This is a genomic window from Streptomyces cellostaticus (genome assembly GCF_023630175.1).
GTDB classification, from domain to species: domain Bacteria; phylum Actinomycetota; class Actinomycetes; order Streptomycetales; family Streptomycetaceae; genus Streptomyces; species Streptomyces cellostaticus_A.
This window is the reverse complement of the sequence record NZ_JALLIN010000019.1, coordinates 77,828-94,723: the sequence shown is the minus strand read 5'-3', so window position 1 is coordinate 94,723 and position 16,896 is coordinate 77,828. Positions and strand designations below refer to the sequence as shown.

General features: G+C 73.9%; 15 protein-coding genes. 5 read left to right on the top strand and 10 right to left on the bottom strand.

The window, feature by feature from the left end; translation table 11 throughout:
• Positions 1-26 precede the first annotated feature (26 nt).
• From MXD57_RS14490 to MXD57_RS14470, 5 genes are all read right to left on the bottom strand, one after another.
• Complete coding sequence (locus tag MXD57_RS14490; RefSeq protein ID WP_250401816.1) at positions 27-434, bottom strand: VOC family protein; 408 nt, start codon at positions 432-434, stop codon at positions 27-29.
• Positions 435-554: 120 nt separating this feature from the next.
• Positions 555-1,484: a M48 family metalloprotease gene (locus MXD57_RS14485; RefSeq protein ID WP_250401815.1), complete on the bottom strand. Its 930-nt coding sequence runs from the start codon at positions 1,482-1,484 to the stop codon at positions 555-557.
• Positions 1,481-1,852, bottom strand: coding sequence for a BlaI/MecI/CopY family transcriptional regulator (locus tag MXD57_RS14480; protein ID WP_250401814.1), 372 nt, complete (start codon positions 1,850-1,852; stop codon positions 1,481-1,483). Before MXD57_RS14480 ends, MXD57_RS14485 begins: the two co-directional genes overlap by 4 nt.
• Before the next feature lie 161 nt (positions 1,853-2,013).
• Positions 2,014-2,919 (bottom strand): aldo/keto reductase, encoded by a 906-nt coding sequence (locus MXD57_RS14475; RefSeq protein ID WP_250401813.1) that lies wholly within the window; start codon positions 2,917-2,919, stop codon positions 2,014-2,016.
• A gap of 228 nt (positions 2,920-3,147) precedes the next feature.
• Positions 3,148-3,315 (bottom strand): hypothetical protein, encoded by a 168-nt coding sequence (locus tag MXD57_RS14470; RefSeq protein ID WP_250401812.1) that lies wholly within the window; start codon positions 3,313-3,315, stop codon positions 3,148-3,150.
• Between the two features lie 171 nt (positions 3,316-3,486).
• Here MXD57_RS14470 and MXD57_RS14465 point away from each other — a divergent pair, with 171 nt between their 5' ends.
• From MXD57_RS14465 to MXD57_RS14455, 3 genes are all read left to right on the top strand, one after another.
• Positions 3,487-5,019, top strand: a complete 1,533-nt coding sequence (locus tag MXD57_RS14465) for an SDR family oxidoreductase (RefSeq protein WP_250401811.1) — start codon at positions 3,487-3,489, stop codon at positions 5,017-5,019.
• Positions 5,020-5,103: 84 nt separating this feature from the next.
• Positions 5,104-6,480 carry a cryptochrome/photolyase family protein gene (locus MXD57_RS14460; protein ID WP_250401810.1) on the top strand — a complete coding sequence of 459 codons (1,377 nt, stop codon included), beginning with the start codon at positions 5,104-5,106 and terminating at the stop codon, positions 6,478-6,480.
• A 156-nt stretch (positions 6,481-6,636) separates the two neighbouring features.
• On the top strand, positions 6,637-7,074 hold the full coding sequence (locus MXD57_RS14455; protein ID WP_250401809.1) for an SPW repeat protein: 438 nt from the start codon (positions 6,637-6,639) through the stop codon (positions 7,072-7,074).
• A gap of 149 nt (positions 7,075-7,223) precedes the next feature.
• Here MXD57_RS14455 and MXD57_RS14450 read toward each other — a convergent pair whose 3' ends face one another.
• Positions 7,224-8,687: an APC family permease gene (locus MXD57_RS14450; protein WP_250401808.1), complete on the bottom strand. Its 1,464-nt coding sequence runs from the start codon at positions 8,685-8,687 to the stop codon at positions 7,224-7,226.
• A 317-nt stretch (positions 8,688-9,004) separates the two neighbouring features.
• Here MXD57_RS14450 and MXD57_RS14445 point away from each other — a divergent pair, with 317 nt between their 5' ends.
• Entirely contained in the window at positions 9,005-11,734 is a 2,730-nt protein-coding gene (locus tag MXD57_RS14445) for a glycoside hydrolase family 2 protein (protein ID WP_250401807.1), read from the top strand.
• Between the two features lie 179 nt (positions 11,735-11,913).
• On the opposite strand, the gene MXD57_RS14440 is transcribed toward MXD57_RS14445, so the two are convergent.
• Positions 11,914-13,362 (bottom strand): hydrolase, encoded by a 1,449-nt coding sequence (locus tag MXD57_RS14440; RefSeq protein WP_250401806.1) that lies wholly within the window; start codon positions 13,360-13,362, stop codon positions 11,914-11,916.
• Positions 13,363-13,575: 213 nt separating this feature from the next.
• Between MXD57_RS14440 and MXD57_RS14435 the strand changes: the two genes are divergently transcribed.
• Positions 13,576-13,839, top strand: coding sequence for a GlsB/YeaQ/YmgE family stress response membrane protein (locus tag MXD57_RS14435; RefSeq protein WP_250401805.1), 264 nt, complete (start codon positions 13,576-13,578; stop codon positions 13,837-13,839).
• 24 nt (positions 13,840-13,863) lie between these two features.
• Here MXD57_RS14435 and MXD57_RS14430 read toward each other — a convergent pair whose 3' ends face one another.
• The 3 genes from MXD57_RS14430 to MXD57_RS14420 form a co-directional block, all read right to left on the bottom strand.
• The gene (locus tag MXD57_RS14430) at positions 13,864-14,646 is read right to left on the bottom strand and encodes a GNAT family N-acetyltransferase (protein ID WP_250401804.1); all 783 of its coding nucleotides are present in this window, start codon (positions 14,644-14,646) and stop codon (positions 13,864-13,866) included.
• 244 nt (positions 14,647-14,890) lie between these two features.
• A complete protein-coding gene (locus tag MXD57_RS14425; protein ID WP_250401803.1) occupies positions 14,891-15,745 on the bottom strand; it encodes a GNAT family N-acetyltransferase in 855 nt (284 codons plus the stop codon).
• 199 nt (positions 15,746-15,944) lie between these two features.
• Positions 15,945-16,598: a chaplin gene (locus tag MXD57_RS14420; protein WP_250401802.1), complete on the bottom strand. Its 654-nt coding sequence runs from the start codon at positions 16,596-16,598 to the stop codon at positions 15,945-15,947.
• Between the last annotated feature and the right edge of the window lie 298 nt (positions 16,599-16,896).

Genomic DNA, 16,896 nt, shown 5'->3' with positions numbered 1-16,896 from the left:
GGTGGGTCCGAGTGGCGGGAGGAGGGTCAGGCGGCGGGCTGGAGCAGGTCCCAGCGGTTGCCGTACAGGTCCTGGAAGACGGCGACCGTGCCGTACGGCTCGCGCCGCGGCTCCTCCAGGAAGGTCACGCCGGCGGCGGTCATCCGGGTGTGGTCGCGGGCGAAGTCGTCGGTGTGCAGGAAGAAGCCGACGCGCCCCCCGGTCTGGTCCCCCACCCGGGCGCGCTGCTCCTCACCCGTGGCCCGGGCGAGGAGCAGGCCGGTACCGGGTCCGGCCGCACCCTCACCCCGCGCGCCGGGCTCCACGACGACCCAGCGGGAGCCGTCCGGCCGGGGCTCGTCCTCGGCCAGCCGGAACCCGAGGGCGTCGGTGTAGAAGCGGATGGCCTCGTCGTAGTCGTCCACGACGAGGGTGACCAGGGCAACGCGTCGCATCGGGGCCTTCCGGTGGGGGTGGACTGGCGGGTGAGGTTATACGTAAAACCCCGCGAGCGCCAGTCACCGCGGCGAAGGTGGGTGGGCGCGGGCTCGCGGGCCCGGCGTCCGGCGGTGCGGTCAGGGGCGCTGATCGCCCTGGGCGACCTCGACCCGGTGGTGGACGTCGGCCAGGGCGGTCGCCGAGGCCCCGCTGGAGACGACGGCGCAGACGAGGAGCAGGGCGGCGACCGGGCGGCCGGCCCGGCCGGGCGCGGGCGCGCCGGTGAGCAGGGCCCGGACCCGCTGAGGTACGGGGCCGGCCGTCGCGGCGGCGGCGAAGGCGGGCCGCCCGGAGGGCTCGGCCTGGGCCGCCAGGGCGGCCCGGGCGATGGCGCGGGCGGTAAGCCGGCGGTCCCCGACCCGGTCGGCGGCGGCCTCGTCGGCGGCACGCTCGGCGGCGAGCCGGATGCAGTCGCGGACCGGGCGGAGGGCGGGGTGGCAGTGCGCCGCGAGCTCGGCGGCGGCGAGGAAGTAGTGGTGGCCGCCCTGGTTGTGCGCCCGCTCGTGCGCGAACAGCGCCTCACGCTCGGGGCCGTCGAGACAGCGCAGCATGGCGGTGGTGACGACGATGCGGTGCGGGCGGCCGGGCAGCGCGTAGGCGTCCGGGCGGACGGATTCCACCACGCACAGGTCCCCCGCCGCGGGCCCGCGCCCGGCCTCCGTGCGGGCGGTCCGGAAGGCGCGGGCCTGGCGCAGGACGGATCGGGCCAGGGTCCAGGCGCACAGCGCGAGGGCTCCGACGGAGACCGCGGCGGCGGGCAGGACCAGGAGGTCCGAGCCGGTGCGCAGCGGGTGGATCAGCTCACCGAGCGCGGCGAACAGCGGCAGTTCGAGCAGGCCCGTCAGCAGGCACAGGCCGAGCGCGGCCAGCGAGCAGCCCGCCAGGACGACCGCGCACGCGGTGACCGCCCACAGGGCGGCCACCGGGGGGAGCCGGTCGTTCGCCCGGCGGGCCAGCGGCGGCAGGGCGCACGGCAGCAGCAGCGGGAGCAGGAGCAGGGCGGTCACTGGTCGCCGGGTTCGAGCAGGTCCCGCAGGATGCGTTCGTCGCCGGGGCTGAGCTGGGCGACGAAGCGGGCGAGGACGGTCTCGCGGTCGTCGTCCCGGTCGAGCTCGGTGTGCATCCGGCGGGCGGTGAGGCCCTGGGCGTCCTGGACCGGGAAGTAGGCGTAGCCGCGCCCCTGGCGCCGCCGGTCGACGACACCCTTGTCGTGCAGCCGGGTCAGGATCGTGGTGACCGTCGTACGGGCGAGGCCGCCGCCGAGGCCGAGCTGGACCTGGCCGGGGGTCTGGGGCGCGCCGGCGGCCCAGAGGGCGGCCATCACGCTCGCTTCGAGCTCGCCGGCCGGTCTGCGCGCGTCCCTGGCGTCGGTCATCGGATCGTTCCTCACCCCGTCCTCGTCCACGGTCCACCGGACCGGCTACGCCAGTGTAGTCGGCCGGTCGTGCCGCCCACCCGTGCGGTGGCCGCGTCCGCGGGTGGCCGTCACCGGCCGGCCGCCGGCCGCGCCGCCACGCGTGCGCGGCGCTCCGGTGGTCAGCCGGTCTGGGCGCGGGCCGCATCGAGCCGGGCGAGTTCCTCGCCGGTGAGGCGCAGCGCGCCGGCGGCGACGTTCTGCACGAGGTGGGCGGGATCACCGGTGCCGGGGATGGCGAGGACGTGCCGGCCCTGGTGCAGGGTCCAGGCGATGCGGATCTGGGCGGGGCTCACGCCGTGCGTCCGGGCGACGGAGAGGACCGCCTCGTCGTGGGCGTCGGTCGCCCCGTGCTGGCCCGCCCCGCCCGCGACGGCGTAGAAGGGGACGAAGGCGATGCCGTGCTCGCCGCACCGGCGCAGGACCTCGTCGCCGACGGGGTCGGGCCGGTCCACCGCGTACCGGTTCTGCACGCACACCACCGGCGCGATCTCCAGGGCCTCGGCGAGGTGTCCCGGTTCGACGCCGGAGACGCCGAGGTGCCGGATCAGGCCGGCGTCCCGCAGTTCGGCGAGGGCACCGAAGTGCTCGGCTATCGACTCCTGGCCCTGCCGCCGGAAGTTCACGACGTCGAGGTGGTCCCGGCCGAGCTGGCGCAGGTTCTCCTCGACGCGCCCGCGCAGTTCCTCGGGGCGGGCCGAGTCGCCCCACTCGCCCTGCTCGTCGCGGTGGGGGCCCACCTTGGTGACGACGACCAGGTCGTCGGGGTACGGGGACAGCGCGGTGTTGATCAGTTCGTTGGCGGAGCGCAGGGACGAGAAGTAGAAGGCCGCCGTGTCGATGTGGTTCACACCGAGTTCGACGGCCCTGCGCAGCACGGTGAGGGAACGCTCCCGCTCGCTCGGGGTGCCGAGATGGAAGGCGGCGCTGCCCGTGAGCCGCATCGCGCCGAGGCCGATGCGGTGGACGGGGAGGTCGCCGAGCCGGAAGGTGCCGGAGGCGTCCGCGGTGATCGTTTCGGAGGTCATCCGCGGAGTCTGGCACGCGGTGCCGCGCGGGGCACCGCTATTCCGCAGGCGGTGCTCCACGGGGCACCGGTGCCAGGCGCGGGGACACCGGTATCGGGCGGCTCGGGCGGCGGACGCCCCCGCGTGCCACCGTCCCTCCCGTCGTGAACGCGCACTTCGCGGACGGAGCAGGCGCACTCGCGCCCGGCACGGCACGCGGCGGAACGGCCCGGGCGTCGGACGGAGCGGTCAGTCCTCGTCCCGGCCCGGCACCACGACGAGGAAGGCGTCCGACTTCAGGTCCATCACCACGGTGGCGGCCTGGCCCTGGGCGCGGCGCGCGGCCGCGTACTCCTCAGCGGGCCACGAACCGCGGGGGGCTCCCGCGGGGAATCGTTCCAACACCTTCGCGCTCATGGCGGCTCACACCTCCAGCGTCGGGACCGGCCCGGACCGTTCGCGGCCCGTGTTGTCCGCCTGCCCGCGACGGCCGCCGTCATGTCCCGCATCCGTGGGGCACGCACGCGTCGAAGAGTCGGACGGGGGAACTCGGCAGGACCCGGTCAGCGGCACGAAGGGCGGAGACGGATGCACGGCGACGACGTGAAGGGCGGTGCGCGCTGCCTGGTGACGGGTGGCACGGGGTACATCGGCGGCCGGCTCGTCCCGGAGCTGCTCGCCGCCGGACACCGGGTCCGCTGCCTCGCCCGTTCCCCCGGCAAGCTGCGCGACCACCCCTGGGCGGGCGACATAGAGGTGGCGCGCGGGGACGTCACCGACGCGGACTCCGTCGCGGAGGCCATGCGGGACGTCGACGTGGCCTACTACCTGGTCCACGCGCTCGGCACCGGGGACGGCTTCGAGGAGACCGACCGCGAGGCCGCCCGGATCTTCGGCGAGCGGGCCCGGGCGGCCGGCGTGCGGCGCATCGTCTACCTGGGCGGGCTCACCCCCGAGGGGGTGCCCGAGCACGAGCTCTCCCCGCACCTGCGGTCCCGCGCCGAGGTCGGCCGCATCCTGATGGACTCCGGTGTGCCCACCGCGGTGCTGCGCGCGGCCGTGATCATCGGCTCCGGCTCGGCCTCCTTCGAGATGCTGCGCTACCTCACCGAGCGGCTGCCCGTCATGGTCACCCCGAGCTGGGTGCACACCCGCATCCAGCCCATCGCGGTACGGGACGTGCTGCGCCTGCTGGTGGGCAGCGCGGTGCTGCCCGCCGACGTGAACCGCACCTTCGACATCGGCGGCCCCGACGTCCTGACCTACCGGGAGATGATGGTCCGCTACGCGGCGGTGGCCGGGCTGCCGCGCCGGGTCATCCTGCCCGTGCCCGTCCTCACCCCGACGCTGTCCAGCCACTGGGTCGGTCTGGTCACCCCGGTGCCCGCGTCCATCGCCCGGCCGCTCACGGAGTCGCTGCGCCACGAAGTGGTGTGCCACGAGGACGACATCGAGGCCTACATGCCGCATCCGCCCGGGCATCCGCTGCCCTTCGACGAGGCGGTCCGGCTGGCCCTGCAGCGGGTCCGCGACGCCCGGGTGGTCACCCGCTGGACGTCGGCCGCGGTGCCGGGAGCACCGAGCGACCCGCTGCCCACCGACCCCGACTGGGCGGGCGGCAGCCTGTACACGGACGTCCGGGAGACCGCCGTGGACGCCCCGCCCGAGGCGCTGTGGCGGGTCGTCGAGGGGGTCGGCGGGGAGAACGGCTGGTACTCCTTCCCGCTCGCCTGGGCGCTGCGCGGCTGGCTGGACCGGATGGCGGGCGGGGTGGGACTGCGCCGGGGCCGGCGGGACAGGCAGCGGCTCCGGGTGGGCGACTCGCTGGACTTCTGGCGGGTGGAGGAGATCGAGCCCGGGCACCTGCTGCGGCTGCGGGCGGAGATGCGGCTGCCGGGGCTCGCCTGGCTGGAGATGTACGTGGAACCCGACGGCGCCGGGCGCTGCCGGTACCGGCAGCGCGCGCTGTTCCACCCGCACGGGCTGCTGGGCCAGGCCTACTGGTGGGGCGTCTCCCCGTTCCACGCCGTGGTCTTCGGCGGCATGGCCCGCAACATCGCCCGTGCCGCCGCCACCACCGCCCCGCTCTCCCGGCGGAGGGAGCGGGCGGCCGCGCGTTGACGCCCCGCATCCGCGGGAGACCGTGATCCGGAAGCAACCACCGTCCAGCGCCCGCTCTCCCGTCCGACGCCCCGGAGCCGCACCATGAACGTCTCGGTCGTCCTGTTCACCGCCGACCTGCGCCTGCACGACCATCCGCCGCTGCGGGCGGCGCTGGACGGTACCCGGCACGTGGTTCCGTTGTTCGTCCGCGACCGCGGGGTGGACGAGGCCGGGTACGCGGCGCCCAACCGGCTGGCGTTCCTCGCCGACTGCCTGCGCGATCTGGACGCGGGCCTGCGCGAGCGCGGCGGCCGGCTCGTGCTCCGCTCCGGCGACCTGGTCGAGGAGGTGTGCAAGGTGGTCACCGAGGCCGACGCCGACGAGGTGCACATGGCCGCCGACGTCAGCGCCTACGCGCACCGCCGGGAGGAGCGGCTGCGCCGGGCCCTGGAGGCCGACGGGCGCCGGCTGCACGTCCACGACACGGTGACCACGGCACTGACGCCGGGCGCGGTGACACCCGCCTCCTCGGACCACTTCGCGGTGTTCACGCCGTACTTCCGGCAGTGGTCCCGGGTGGAGCTGCGCGACGCTCTCGGCGCGCCGCGCGCGATCCGGGTGCCGGAGGGCGTCGGGTCCGAGGAGCTGCCCTCCCGCGGGGGGCTGAGCGGTGTGTCCGAGGGGCTGGCCGAGGGCGGGGAGGCGCTGGGCCGCAGACTGGTCTCCGCCTGGCTGCGCCGGGGCCTGTCCCGGTACGAGGACCGGCACGACGACCTGGCCGGCGACGCGACCTCGCGGCTCTCCCCGCACCTGCACTTCGGCACGCTCTCCGCCGTGGAGCTGGTGCACCGCGCCCGCAAGGTGGGCGGCCCGGGCGCCGAGGCCTTCGTGCGGCAGCTCGCCTGGCGCGATTTCCACCGGCAGGTGCTGGCGGCGCGGCCGGCGGCCTCGAGCACCGACTACCGCACCAAGCGCGACCGCTGGCGCACCGAGCGGACGGCCCGCGCGGACATCGATGCCTGGCGGGAGGGACGTACCGGTTACCCGATCGTGGATGCCGCGATGCGTCAGCTCCGGTACGAGGGCTGGATGCACAACCGCGGCCGGCTGCTGGCCGCGAGCTTCCTGGCCAAGACGCTCTACGTCGACTGGCGGGTGGGCGCCCGGCACTTCCTCGACCTGCTGGTCGACGGGGACGTGGCCAACAACCAGCTCAACTGGCAGTGGATGGCGGGGACCGGCACGGACACCCGCCCCAACCGCGTCCTCAACCCGGTCACCCAGGGCAAGCGGTACGACCCCGAGGGCGCGTACGTCCACCGCTGGGTGCCCGAACTCGATGCGCTGCACGCCCCGTTGGTGCACGAGCCGTGGAAGCTGACGGGACCCGAGCGGGCCGCGCTGGACTACCCGGACCCGATCGTCGAGCTGTCCGAGGGCCTGACCCGGTTCAAGCGGGCCCGCGGCCGCGAGGACTGAGGCGGGGCCGCCGCCGGGCTCCGCGTGTCCAGGTTCCGCACATACGCCGAGACTCTACACATAAGGGGGAAAGAAGAGCAGAATGCGAAGAAGCGGCGCTTACCGCGCGCCCCCTCCGGGCGTGTCCGGGTCTGCGAATCACGAAGGAGGCGGGACATGGCCGACGTCTCGCACAGGGGTGACATGGCGACCCACCCCGACATATCCGAGATGCGGACGCGCTACGCCCGCATGCTCGGCGGCCGCGACGTGGCGCTCGTGGACGGGCCGGTCTTCCTGCTCGGCCTGTACTGTGCGGCGTCCCCGTGGATCCTGCACTACACGGCGAGCCAGCCGGCGCTCGCGACCCACAACCTGATCGTCGGCATCGCGATCGGGCTGCTGGCCCTGGGCTTCACCACGGCTCCGGCGCGGATGTACGGCCTGAGCTGGGCCATGTGCGCCATGGGCGTCTGGATGATCATCGCTCCGTGGATCGTGGGCAGCGGCCCGGACGCAGGAGTGATCGTGAACAACATCGTCATCGGCGCGCTGGCCGTGGTCCTCGGGCTGATGTGCGCGGGGACGGCGCAGAAGAGCGCCCCACGAGCGTAGAGAGGCCGGCCACAGAGAGACCGGCCGTTGGGAGAAGGACTCCTGAATACGGACGCGAGGTAAGGAGGACCAGGCGAAGAAAGTGAAGGACACGAAGAATCCGGGGCCGGTCCGCCCGGGCGGACCGGCCTCCCCGCGTCCCGGTGGGGTCACCTTCCGCCGGGGTTCCGGCCCGCTTCCATGACCACTGCGCCCTCCGTGCGCTCCCGCTGGTCCTCCGCCGGCCCGAACGGCCACGCCCGCTCCCGCCGCGCCCAGATCAGGAAGGCGACGCAGCCGAGGGCCAGCCAGGCCAGGGACCACTCGACGGGGTGGCGGCCCGGGGAGTTCTCGTCGGCGAAGCCGTAGACCACGCACCACCCGGTGAAGGCGACCACGGCGGGCAGCGGGTAGAGCCACATCCGGTAGGGGCGGCGCAGGTCGGGCCGGCGTCGGCGCAGCACGGCGAGCGCGACGATCTGGGCCAGCGCCTGGACGATCACCATGACCGTGGTGAGCAGTTGGATCAGGGTCGCGAGGTCGGTGTGCCGGCCGATCAGGAAGCCGATCGCGGTGATCACGCCCATGGTCGCCAGCCCCGGCGCCGGGAACCGGTGCCGGGGGTGCAGCCTCTCGTACGGCTTGAAGAACACCCGGTCCCGGGCGGCGTCGTACGGCACCCGCGAGCCGCCGAGCAGGCCGGTGAAGACCGAGGCGAAGGCCGTGATCAGGATCAGCACGGTGACGGCGTCGGCGGCCCCCCTGCCCCAGGTCCGCTCCAGCACGGCGGAGGCCACGGAGGTGGAGGCGATGTCGTGCGGGTCGGTCATGCGGTGCCAGTCGACGACGCCCAGGGTGCCGATCTGGAGCAGCAGGTAGATCGCCATGACGCCGAGGACCGAGAGGATGACGGAGCGCGGCAGGGTCCGGCCGGGATCTTTGATCTCGGCGCCCATGTAGGCGGTGGTGTTGTAGCCGAGGTAGTCGTAGATGCCGATGGTCAGACCGGCCGCGAAGCCCGGCCAGAAGTGACCCGAGGTGACGTCCAGGGCGTGGTCCGGGTAGGTGAAGGCCAGGTGCGGGCTGAAGCCGGTGGCCGCGGCGACGATCACCAGGAGCACCGAGGCGATCATCACGGTCCACAGCACGGCGGTGATGCGGGCGATGCGCTCGATCCCGCGCCAGAGCAGGAGCACGACCAGGGCGATGACACCGAGGCCGACGAGGTCGCCGGAGGTCCGGCCGAGGCCGGGGGCGAGGTAGCCGAGGTACTGGACGAAGCCCACCACGCCGGTGGACATGATCAGCGGGATGAAGAGCATCGCGGTCCACACGAACAGGAACGGCATCAGCCGGCCGGTGCGGTGCCGGAAGGCCTGGCGGAGGTAGACGTAGCTGCCGCCCGAACCCGGCATGGCGGCGCCCAGCTCGGCCCAGACCAGCCCGTCGCACAGGGCCAGCACGGCACCCGCGACGAAGCCGACGACCGCCTGGGGGCCGCCGAACGCGCTCACCATCAGCGGGATGGTCACGAACGGCCCGATGCCGCACATCTGGCTCATGTTGATGGCCGTGGCCTGGAAGGGACCGACACGGCGGACGAAGCCGCCCGAGGGTGGCGGGCTACCGGACATGGGGACTCCTCACGCGACGGGGCCTGCGGACCGCGTGCGCGCGGCGGTCCGCCCGGCCGGGGAGGCCGGCGGATGAAGTTGTGGCGGCCCACGGCGCCGGACGGGCGACAGCCGAGCGGTTCGCGCCGCCCGCCAGGGCGGTCAGGGCCTACGGTCGTCGACGCGGCCCGCGCCGCGCCTGGTCCGCGTCAGGTTAGTAAAGTTTCCTGACTTACCGGGCTCCCGACATCGCGACGCTGGAGACCGCCGTGTTCGCTAGGCCCTGTCGTCACACTCCCGTCGTCCGCCCGCGGGGCGGGCCTCGCGGCGCCGGGCGCGTGCCGTCGGGGCGCCGGACCCCCGGACGCCGGACGACCGCGGCAGCCGTACTGCTGGGCCTGCTCGCCGCGTTGTCCCCCAGTGCCCGGGCCGTGACGGCCGTCCGGGGCGCGGAGGCCCGCCAGCGGCCGGCCGCGGTGACCCGCGTGCCCTCCACGGCCGGCTCCGCCACCCCGCTCGCGGGGTATGCGATCCAGTCGACGGCGAAGGTGAGCGACCCGGCGGCGGTCGTCTCCTCCCCCGGCTATCCGGCCCGGGGCTGGTATCCGGCCGGCCCCCGGTCGACCGTCCTGGCCGCCCTGTTCGCCGACGGCGTGTACCCCGACCCCTTCCACTCCACCAACCTGGCGAAGATCCCGCGCAGGGACTTCGACGTCCCCTGGTGGTACCGGTCGGACTTCACCGTCGAGGACACCGGCCGGCGCACCCACCTGGACTTCAGCGGGGTCGTCTCGGCGGCCGACGTCTACGTCAACGGCCGCGCGGTGGCCGCGGCGGCGGACGTGGCCGGCGCCTACACGCGTCACGAACTGGACATCACCCCGCTGGTGCGGCCCGGCGCCAACACGGTCGCGTTCCGGATCCGGCCCAACGATCCGGACGCCGACCTGACCATGGGCTGGCTCGACTGGCTCCAGCCGCCGCCCGACCGCAACATGGGCATCGTCCGTGACGTGCTGGTGCGCCGGGGCGGCCCGGTCGCGCTGCGCGACGCGCACGTGATCACCAGGCTGGCGGTGCCGTCCCTCGCCACCGCCGAGCTGACCGTCAGGGCGCGGGCCCGCAACGACTCCGACGAGGCGGTCACCGCCGAGGTGACGGGCCATGTCGCCGGGACGGCCTTCACCCGCGACGTGCCGCTCGCCCCGCACCAGACGAAGACCGTCACCTTCTCCCCCGCCGACGTCCCCGGTCTGCGCCTCACCTCCCCCCGGGTGTGGTGGCCGGCCGGCATGGGCGGGCAGCCCCTGTACCGCCTGAAGCTCACCGTGTCGGTGGCGGGCACGGCCTCCGACACCGCCCACGAGACCTTCGGCGTCCGTGACGTCCAGGCCCCCCTCGACGCCGACGGCGCCCGCCAGTACCGGATCAACGGCCGCAGACTGCTGGTCAAGGGCGGTGGCTGGTCCCCGGACGAGTTCCTGCGCTGGGACCGCCGCTACGTGGCGGACCGCCTCGGGTACGCCCTCGACCTCGGGCTCAACACCCTCCGGCTGGAGGGCCACATCGAGCCGGACGAGTTCTTCGACCTCGCCGACCGCTACGGCCTGCTCACGCTGCCCGGCTGGGAGTGCTGCGACAAGTGGGAGGGCAACGTCAACGAGGACGGATCCGGCCAGAAGTGGACCGACGCCGACCACCGGGTCGCCAAGGCCTCCATGGCCGCCGAGGCCGCCCGGCTGCGCGGCCATCCGAGCGTGATCTCGTTCCTGATCGGCAGCGACGCGGCCCCCGACGCGACGATCGAACGGAACTACCTGGACGCCCTGAAGGCCGCCGACTGGCCCGACCCGGTGATCCCGGCCGCCTCCGAGAAGTCCTCACCGCAGCTCGGCCGCTCGGGAATGAAGATGACCGGGCCGTACGACTGGGTCCCGCCCGGCTACTGGTACGCCAAGCGCGAGGGCGGGGCCACCGGCTTCAACTCCGAGACCAGCGCGGGCCCCGACATCCCGACCCTCGACACCCTGCACCGGATGATGACCCCGGCCGAGCTGGAAACCCTCTGGAAGGACCCGTCCGCCCGGCAGTACCACCGCTCCCCCTCGACCGTCTTCGGGACGCTGAAGATCTACGACGCCGCCCTCACCGGCCGCTACGGCGCCCCGCGGGACCTGACCGACTACGTCCGCAAGGCACAGCTCGCCCAGTACGAGAACGTCCGCGCCCAGTTCGAGGCCTACGCGCGCAACGCCACGGACGCGGACCGGCCCGCCACCGGGGTGATCCACTGGATGTTCAACAGCGGCTGGACCTCCCTGCACTGGCAGTTGACGGACCGGTACCTGGACCAGGGCGGCGCCTACTTCGGCGCGAAGAAGGCGAACGAGCCGCTGCACGTCCAGTACTCCTACGACGACCGTTCGGTCGTCGTCGTGAACGGCCGGCACGACCCGGCCGGCCGGCTCACCGCCCGGGCCACCCTGTTCGACCCCGACGGCACGCAGCGCTACGACCGGTCCGTCGGCGACGTGTCCGTGGACGGCGACGGCGCGCACCGCACCGCCCTCACCCTTCCCGCGTCGGTGAGCGGCCTGCCCGCCACGTACCTGCTCCGGCTGACCCTGACCGACGGGGACGGCCGGGAGGTGAGCCGCAACGTCTACTGGCTCTCCACCGCGCAGGACACGCTCGACTGGGCGCACACCGACTGGTACCACACGCCGACCAGCCGCTACGCCGACCTCAGGGGGCTCGCCTCGATGGCGCGGGTGCCGGTGGAGGCGACGGCGACGACGAGGTCGTCCGGCACCACCTCCACGACGACGGTGACCCTGCGGCACTCCGGGACCGGGAGGACACCGTCCCTGTTCACGGACGTGCACCTGGTCGACGACCGGGGGCGGCCGGTGCTGCCGGTGCGGTGGTCGGACAACGAGGCCGGCCTCTGGCCGGGCGAGTCGGTGACGCTGACCGCCACCTACCGGACCGCCGACCTGCACGGCTCGGCACCGCGTGTGCGGGTGTCGGGCTGGAACACCCCGCAGCGGACGCTGCCGGCGGGCTGACCCGGCCCGGACCGCGGTGGCGCGGGGCCAAGGGCCTGGGGCGGCGAGGAGCGGAACCGGGCCGAGGCGGCGCCCGGCCCGGAGCGGGCCGCGCCGGACGGGCCGTCCGGCCGCAGGGCCGTCCGGCCCGCGGCGCACGGGCCCGGCACCCGGTGCCGGGCCCGTGCGCGCCGGAGGCGTCAGCTCACGGCGAGCGCGGTGTCGTCGATGACGAACGAGGTCTGCAGGGTGGAGCCCTCGGTGCCGGTGAACTTCACCGTGACCGTCTGGCCCGCGTAGCCCGCCAGGCTGAAGCTGCGCCGGGTGTAGCCGTTCGCCGCGTTCAGGTTCGAGTACGTGGCGAGGGTGGAGAGCACCGTGCCGCCGCTGCTGAGGACCTGCGCCTTCAGGGTGTCGTAGGCCGTGGACCTGGTGGTCTCGGCGGTGTCGATGTGGAGGTAGAAGCTCAGGTCGGCCTGGGCGCACCCGGCGGGGATGGTCACCGTCTGCGCGAGCGTGTCCGTGTGGGCGAAGCCGTAGCCGCTCAGCCAGGCCTTGTAGGAACCCGTGCGGGCGGCCTCGCCGGAGTCGTCGGTGATGACACCGCTGGATGCGGTCCAGGAGGTGGCGCCCGACTCGAAGCCGCCGTTGCCGAGCAGTTGGGCGGCGGTGCAGGTGCCGGTGCCGCCACCGCCTCCCGTGGAGCCGCCACCGGCCAGCCAGGCCGTGGCGTTGAGGGCGAGGGCCGCGTTGGTGGCGCTGGTGTCGTTCCAGCCGTCGTACAGGGTGTTCCCGGACTGGCCGGTGCCGTCGTCGACGGGTGAACTGTCGCCCCAGAAGGCGACCCGGCCGCTGCCGAAGGTGCTGGTGACGAAGAACGCGCCGGTATTCCCGGAGTAACCGGTGCGGTAGAGCAGGCCCTTGACGCTCGCGTTGTCGGCGGGCTTGAGGGTGGCGGTCGTGCCGCTGGCGATCAGGCTCTTGCCGACCGTGCCGAACGATCCGTGCAGGACCGGGTCGGTGCTGTCGCTGATCGCGGAGGGGTGGTCGGATCCGATGCTCAGCGAGTCGATGGAGAAGCCGAACGGGTCGGTGGAGTCGACACTGTTGTCGGTCATCAGGTCGTTGAGGATCTCGACCGCGTCCTGGCCGTCGTTGTTGCGGTCGGCTCCGGTGTGGTCGGAGATCATGAACAGACCGCCGCCGTTCTTCACGAAGTTCATGATCGCCGTCTTCTCGGCGGTGGTGAACAGCGTGTTGGGCTCGGGCAGCACCAGGGTGTCGAATTGGGACAGGTCGGTGGCCGACGAGCCGCCGTAGCTCAGGGCGGCGCCGGTCGGCAGGGTCTTCAGGCTGTAGCCGCCGGCCTTCTGCAGGGCGACGCCCCAGGAGGACAGGGCACCGGTCCAGTCCGTCTCGGCGGAGGGGGCGGAGTCCTGGCCGAGCGGGTCGGGCTGGCTGGTGGAGATGATCCAGTCGGCGTTGCCCGCCGTCTCGGCGTGGGCGTTGTCGAAAAGGATCCGGTGCGTGGTGGCCGCGTGGGCGGGGGCGGGAGCGGCACCGAACTGCAGGACCGCGGTGGTGACGAGCAGTCCGAGTCCGGTGAGCGCGGTGGTGAGCGAGCGGCGGGATCTCCTCGATCCGAACATCCGGCGAACCTCCAGGGGAGTGGGGAGAGGCGGTGGGGGCGCCTCTTCTGCGCGCGTAGAGCACGCATGAGGGTTCTACACGCGTCACGTGCTTGAAAGGTACATGACATAACTGTCGGGTGAACAGAAGGTCCCGGCAATGACCGGGCCGGCGTGCATCCGGCGGCAGTGGGCAGACGGCACATCGGCGGGGGCGCGACGGAAGGGGTCGACATGGAGATTTCGGGCATCATCAGTGCCATCGTCATCGGCGTCATCATCGGCGTGCTGGGCCGGCTCGTCGTACCCGGGCGCCAGCACATCGGCGTCCTGTGGACCATCGTGGTCGGCATCGTGGCCGCGCTGCTGGGGTCGGCGATCGCCGCCGGTATCGGGGTCGCGGACACCAAGGGCCCCGACTGGATCGAGTGGCTGATCCAGATCGCCCTGGCGGCCGTGGGCGTGGCCGCGCTGGACCGGGCCAAGGCCCACCGCTGAGCGGGCGGACCGCTGAGCGGTCGGTCAGCCTCCGTACAGGTGGGGTGTCGTCGTGCTGAGCGCGTGGAAGCCGAGGCGCTCCAGGATCGGCCGGCTCATCGGCGAGGCGTCGACCTGGACGTAGCGGCAGCCCCGGGCGGCGGCGACGCGGGCCCGGTGGGCGACCAGGGCGCGGTAGACGCCCCGGCCCCGCCATGCCTCCACGATGCCGCCGCCCCACAGACCCGCGAACCGTGCGCCGGGAACCAGTTCCATGCGGGCCGAGCCGACCGGCTCGTCCCCGGCGAGTGCCACCAGGGCGAGGACCGAGCCGGGGTCGGCCGCCAATCGGGCCAGCAGCCGATGGCGCAGCCGGGTGCCGTCGGTGCCGAAGGCCGACTCGTGCACCCGCACGACCAGTTCGACACCGGCCGGGCCGGTGGCCCGGAGGATCCGGATCCCGTCGGGTGTACCGGGGTCCCGGGCCAGCCGGTCCGCCTCGCCGACCAGGAGTGTCTCCTCGGGCTCGGCCCGGAAGCCGGCCGCGGCGAGGCGGGCGCCCAGGTCCGCCGGCCGGTCGTGGGCGTACAGCTTCCACTCGAAGTCCAGGCCCAGGCCGGTGAAGTGGGCGATCTGATCGCGGATCACGCGGTCGGCCGTCGCCTCGCCGAGGCCGGACCAGAGAACCCCGTTCCAGCCGTGCGCGCCACCGGTCTGGCGCACCACGGCGCCGGCCCGCTCGACCCGGGCCCCGGGCCCGTCGGGGCGAGCCCCCTCGCGCATGTCCCGGTCGTACAGGGCGAGCACCGCGGCGTGATCAAGAGCCATGACCCCACCCCAGCACCGGCGGCCCCGGTGGGCAACCGGGTTTTCCGGTCGCCCGGGCCGGCCGGACCGGTGGCGCGCGACGCCGGGGAAGGCCCGGCACCGAGGACCACGCCCGGACGGCATCCGGGGGCGGCACGGCGTCCCGAAGCGGAACCGGCCCGCCGGTCGGCCGCCCGTGCGGCCCCCGGTGAGCGGGCGGCCGCGCCGGCCGGCACCTCGCCGTCCGGACAGCGGGCCAGGCGGGTCAGCCGAGTTCGAGCGTGGTGACGCCGAACACCCGTTCCTGGGCGTGGGCGCGGACCGGGCCGGTGTACATGCGGGCCGTCTCGAACGACGGGCGCAAGCCGGCCCCCTCGACGAGTGCCAGCGCGGCCCGGTTCGGCTCGGGCACGTCGACGGCGACCTCACAGCCGGCGGCGTCGGCGGTGAGGGCGGCGAACAGCGCCCCGGCGTCGTCGGCGGTGTCCGCGAAGAGGGGGCCGATGCGCAGGGTGTCGTGGCCGGGGCGGATCACTCCGTAACCGGTGAGGCGGTCGCCGTCGTGGCGCACGAGAGCGCGGTGGCCGGGGCCGGTGAGCCACTCGGCGAGGAAGCGGGGGCGGTCTGCGGGTGTGCAGAGGGCGTCGTAGGCGGTGATGGCGGGCAGGTCGGCGGGGCCCGCCGGGCGGACGCCCGACGGCGATCCGGTGCCGGCCGCGACGCCGGTGAACCGGACGGTGCGGTGGGCGAGTTCGAAGCCGGACTGGCGGTAGTTGTCCTGCTGGGCGACGACTCCGTCGAGGCCGACGGTGCGGTTCCCGGCATGGGCCAGGGCGGTCTTCCAGGTGGTCAGGCCGTGGCCGTGACCGCGCAGGTCCGGGCGGACGAGGTAGCAGCCGAGGAAGGCGTAGCCGGAGCCGTAGGTGACGACGGAGACGGCCGAGGCCGGCTCCCCGTCGATCCGGCCGAGGAAGAAGCCTTCGGGGTCCTGGGCGAAGAAGGCGGGCCCGTCGGACAGTCCCGGGTTCCAGCCCTCGGCCGCCGCCCACCCGCTGATCACCGGCCAGTCGGCGAGCGTGGCCTGGGTGACGACGAGGTCCTGCGGGGCCGGTGAGGTCATCGGTGCGCTCCACTGTCCATGGGGTTCGGGCCGCCGTACGGCGCGGCGCAAGGCATCCTTCCCGATCACCCCGGGCCCGCGCCACGCCGGGACCGGATCCGGGGCGGTTCCCCACCGGCTTTCGGACAGTCTCCGCCCGGACCGGGACAGCGGTGAGCCCCACCGGGCCGGCGTCCGGTGGGGCGTCACCACCGATGGGTCAGCGCATGCGGCTCGGCCGGAAGCGGCGGTACAGGACCGTTCCGGTGAGCAGCAGAGCCGCGCTGCCGGCGACCGCGGGTGCCGTCATGTCCGCGCCGGTGTGGGCCAGGGTGGCCACGGAGGGCTCCGGAGCGGCCTGCGGGGTGCGCGGGGCCGGGGTGGACTCGACCGGGGTCGTGCTGCGGACCGGCTCCGGCGTGGTGGCCTCCGGGGTGCCCGTCTCCTCGTTGCTGGACTGGTTGCCCACCGCGGGGTTGCCCACGCCCACCACGTCCGCCGAGTTTCCGGTGACGTTCACCGGCACGTGCACGGGGAGCCCGATGGCGTTGCCGGCGACCACTCCCGGCGAGTCCGTGCTGGTGCCCCGCGCGGTGGCACCGCCGATGGCCGTGGTCGCGTCGGCGTCGCCCGCGTCCGCTTCACTGCCGTTCCGGCAGGCGTTGCCCGCCGTGGGGTTGAGCAGTCCCACGACGTTCACGGTGTTGCCGCACGCGTTCAGCGGAATGTGCACCGGAACCTGGATGGTGTTGCCGGAGATCACCCCGGGCGAGCCCGTCGCCGCACCGTCGGCGAAGGCCCCGTCGGCCGCGAACGCAGCGGACACCGGCATCGCCACGGCCATGGCGCCTGAGGCGGCAACGACAGCGAACACACCGTTTCGGGTAGCCCGTCTCATGGATTTCCCTGCTTTCTAGACATCGTCGCGGGCACTCGCCCACACCGGATAGAACGCAGACGAACCAGCGGAGTTATGGCGTTTCCGTCTTTCACCCCATTGGGCGACATGGTCTTTCGAGTCGCACGTAAAGTTTCGAATACGCGCCGCTCGGCACGGAAAGTGCGAAGAATAGATCATCAACAGTCCTGCCGCCCGCCCGGAGGCGGCTCTCCCGGACCCCGCTTATGGTGAGCGAGGGCGTCGCCCGGTCCCCGTCGGACGCACCCCCCGG

Excerpts from the sequence above, each read along its gene's own strand:
- MXD57_RS14490 (WP_250401816.1), bottom strand. The coding sequence starts at position 434 with ATGCGACGCGTTGCCCTGGTCACCCTCGTCGTGGACGACTACGACGAG.
- MXD57_RS14480 (WP_250401814.1), bottom strand. The coding sequence starts at position 1,852 with ATGACCGACGCCAGGGACGCGCGCAGACCGGCCGGCGAGCTCGAAGCG.
- MXD57_RS14475 (WP_250401813.1), bottom strand. The coding sequence starts at position 2,919 with ATGACCTCCGAAACGATCACCGCGGACGCCTCCGGCACCTTCCGGCTC.
- MXD57_RS14470 (WP_250401812.1), bottom strand. The coding sequence starts at position 3,315 with ATGAGCGCGAAGGTGTTGGAACGATTCCCCGCGGGAGCCCCCCGCGGT.
- MXD57_RS14465 (WP_250401811.1), top strand. The coding sequence starts at position 3,487 with ATGCACGGCGACGACGTGAAGGGCGGTGCGCGCTGCCTGGTGACGGGT.
- MXD57_RS14460 (WP_250401810.1), top strand. The coding sequence starts at position 5,104 with ATGAACGTCTCGGTCGTCCTGTTCACCGCCGACCTGCGCCTGCACGAC.
- MXD57_RS14455 (WP_250401809.1), top strand. The coding sequence starts at position 6,637 with ATGGCCGACGTCTCGCACAGGGGTGACATGGCGACCCACCCCGACATA.
- MXD57_RS14450 (WP_250401808.1), bottom strand. The coding sequence starts at position 8,687 with ATGTCCGGTAGCCCGCCACCCTCGGGCGGCTTCGTCCGCCGTGTCGGT.
- MXD57_RS14440 (WP_250401806.1), bottom strand. The coding sequence starts at position 13,362 with ATGTTCGGATCGAGGAGATCCCGCCGCTCGCTCACCACCGCGCTCACC.
- MXD57_RS14435 (WP_250401805.1), top strand. The coding sequence starts at position 13,576 with ATGGAGATTTCGGGCATCATCAGTGCCATCGTCATCGGCGTCATCATC.
- MXD57_RS14430 (WP_250401804.1), bottom strand. The coding sequence starts at position 14,646 with ATGGCTCTTGATCACGCCGCGGTGCTCGCCCTGTACGACCGGGACATG.
- MXD57_RS14425 (WP_250401803.1), bottom strand. The coding sequence starts at position 15,745 with ATGACCTCACCGGCCCCGCAGGACCTCGTCGTCACCCAGGCCACGCTC.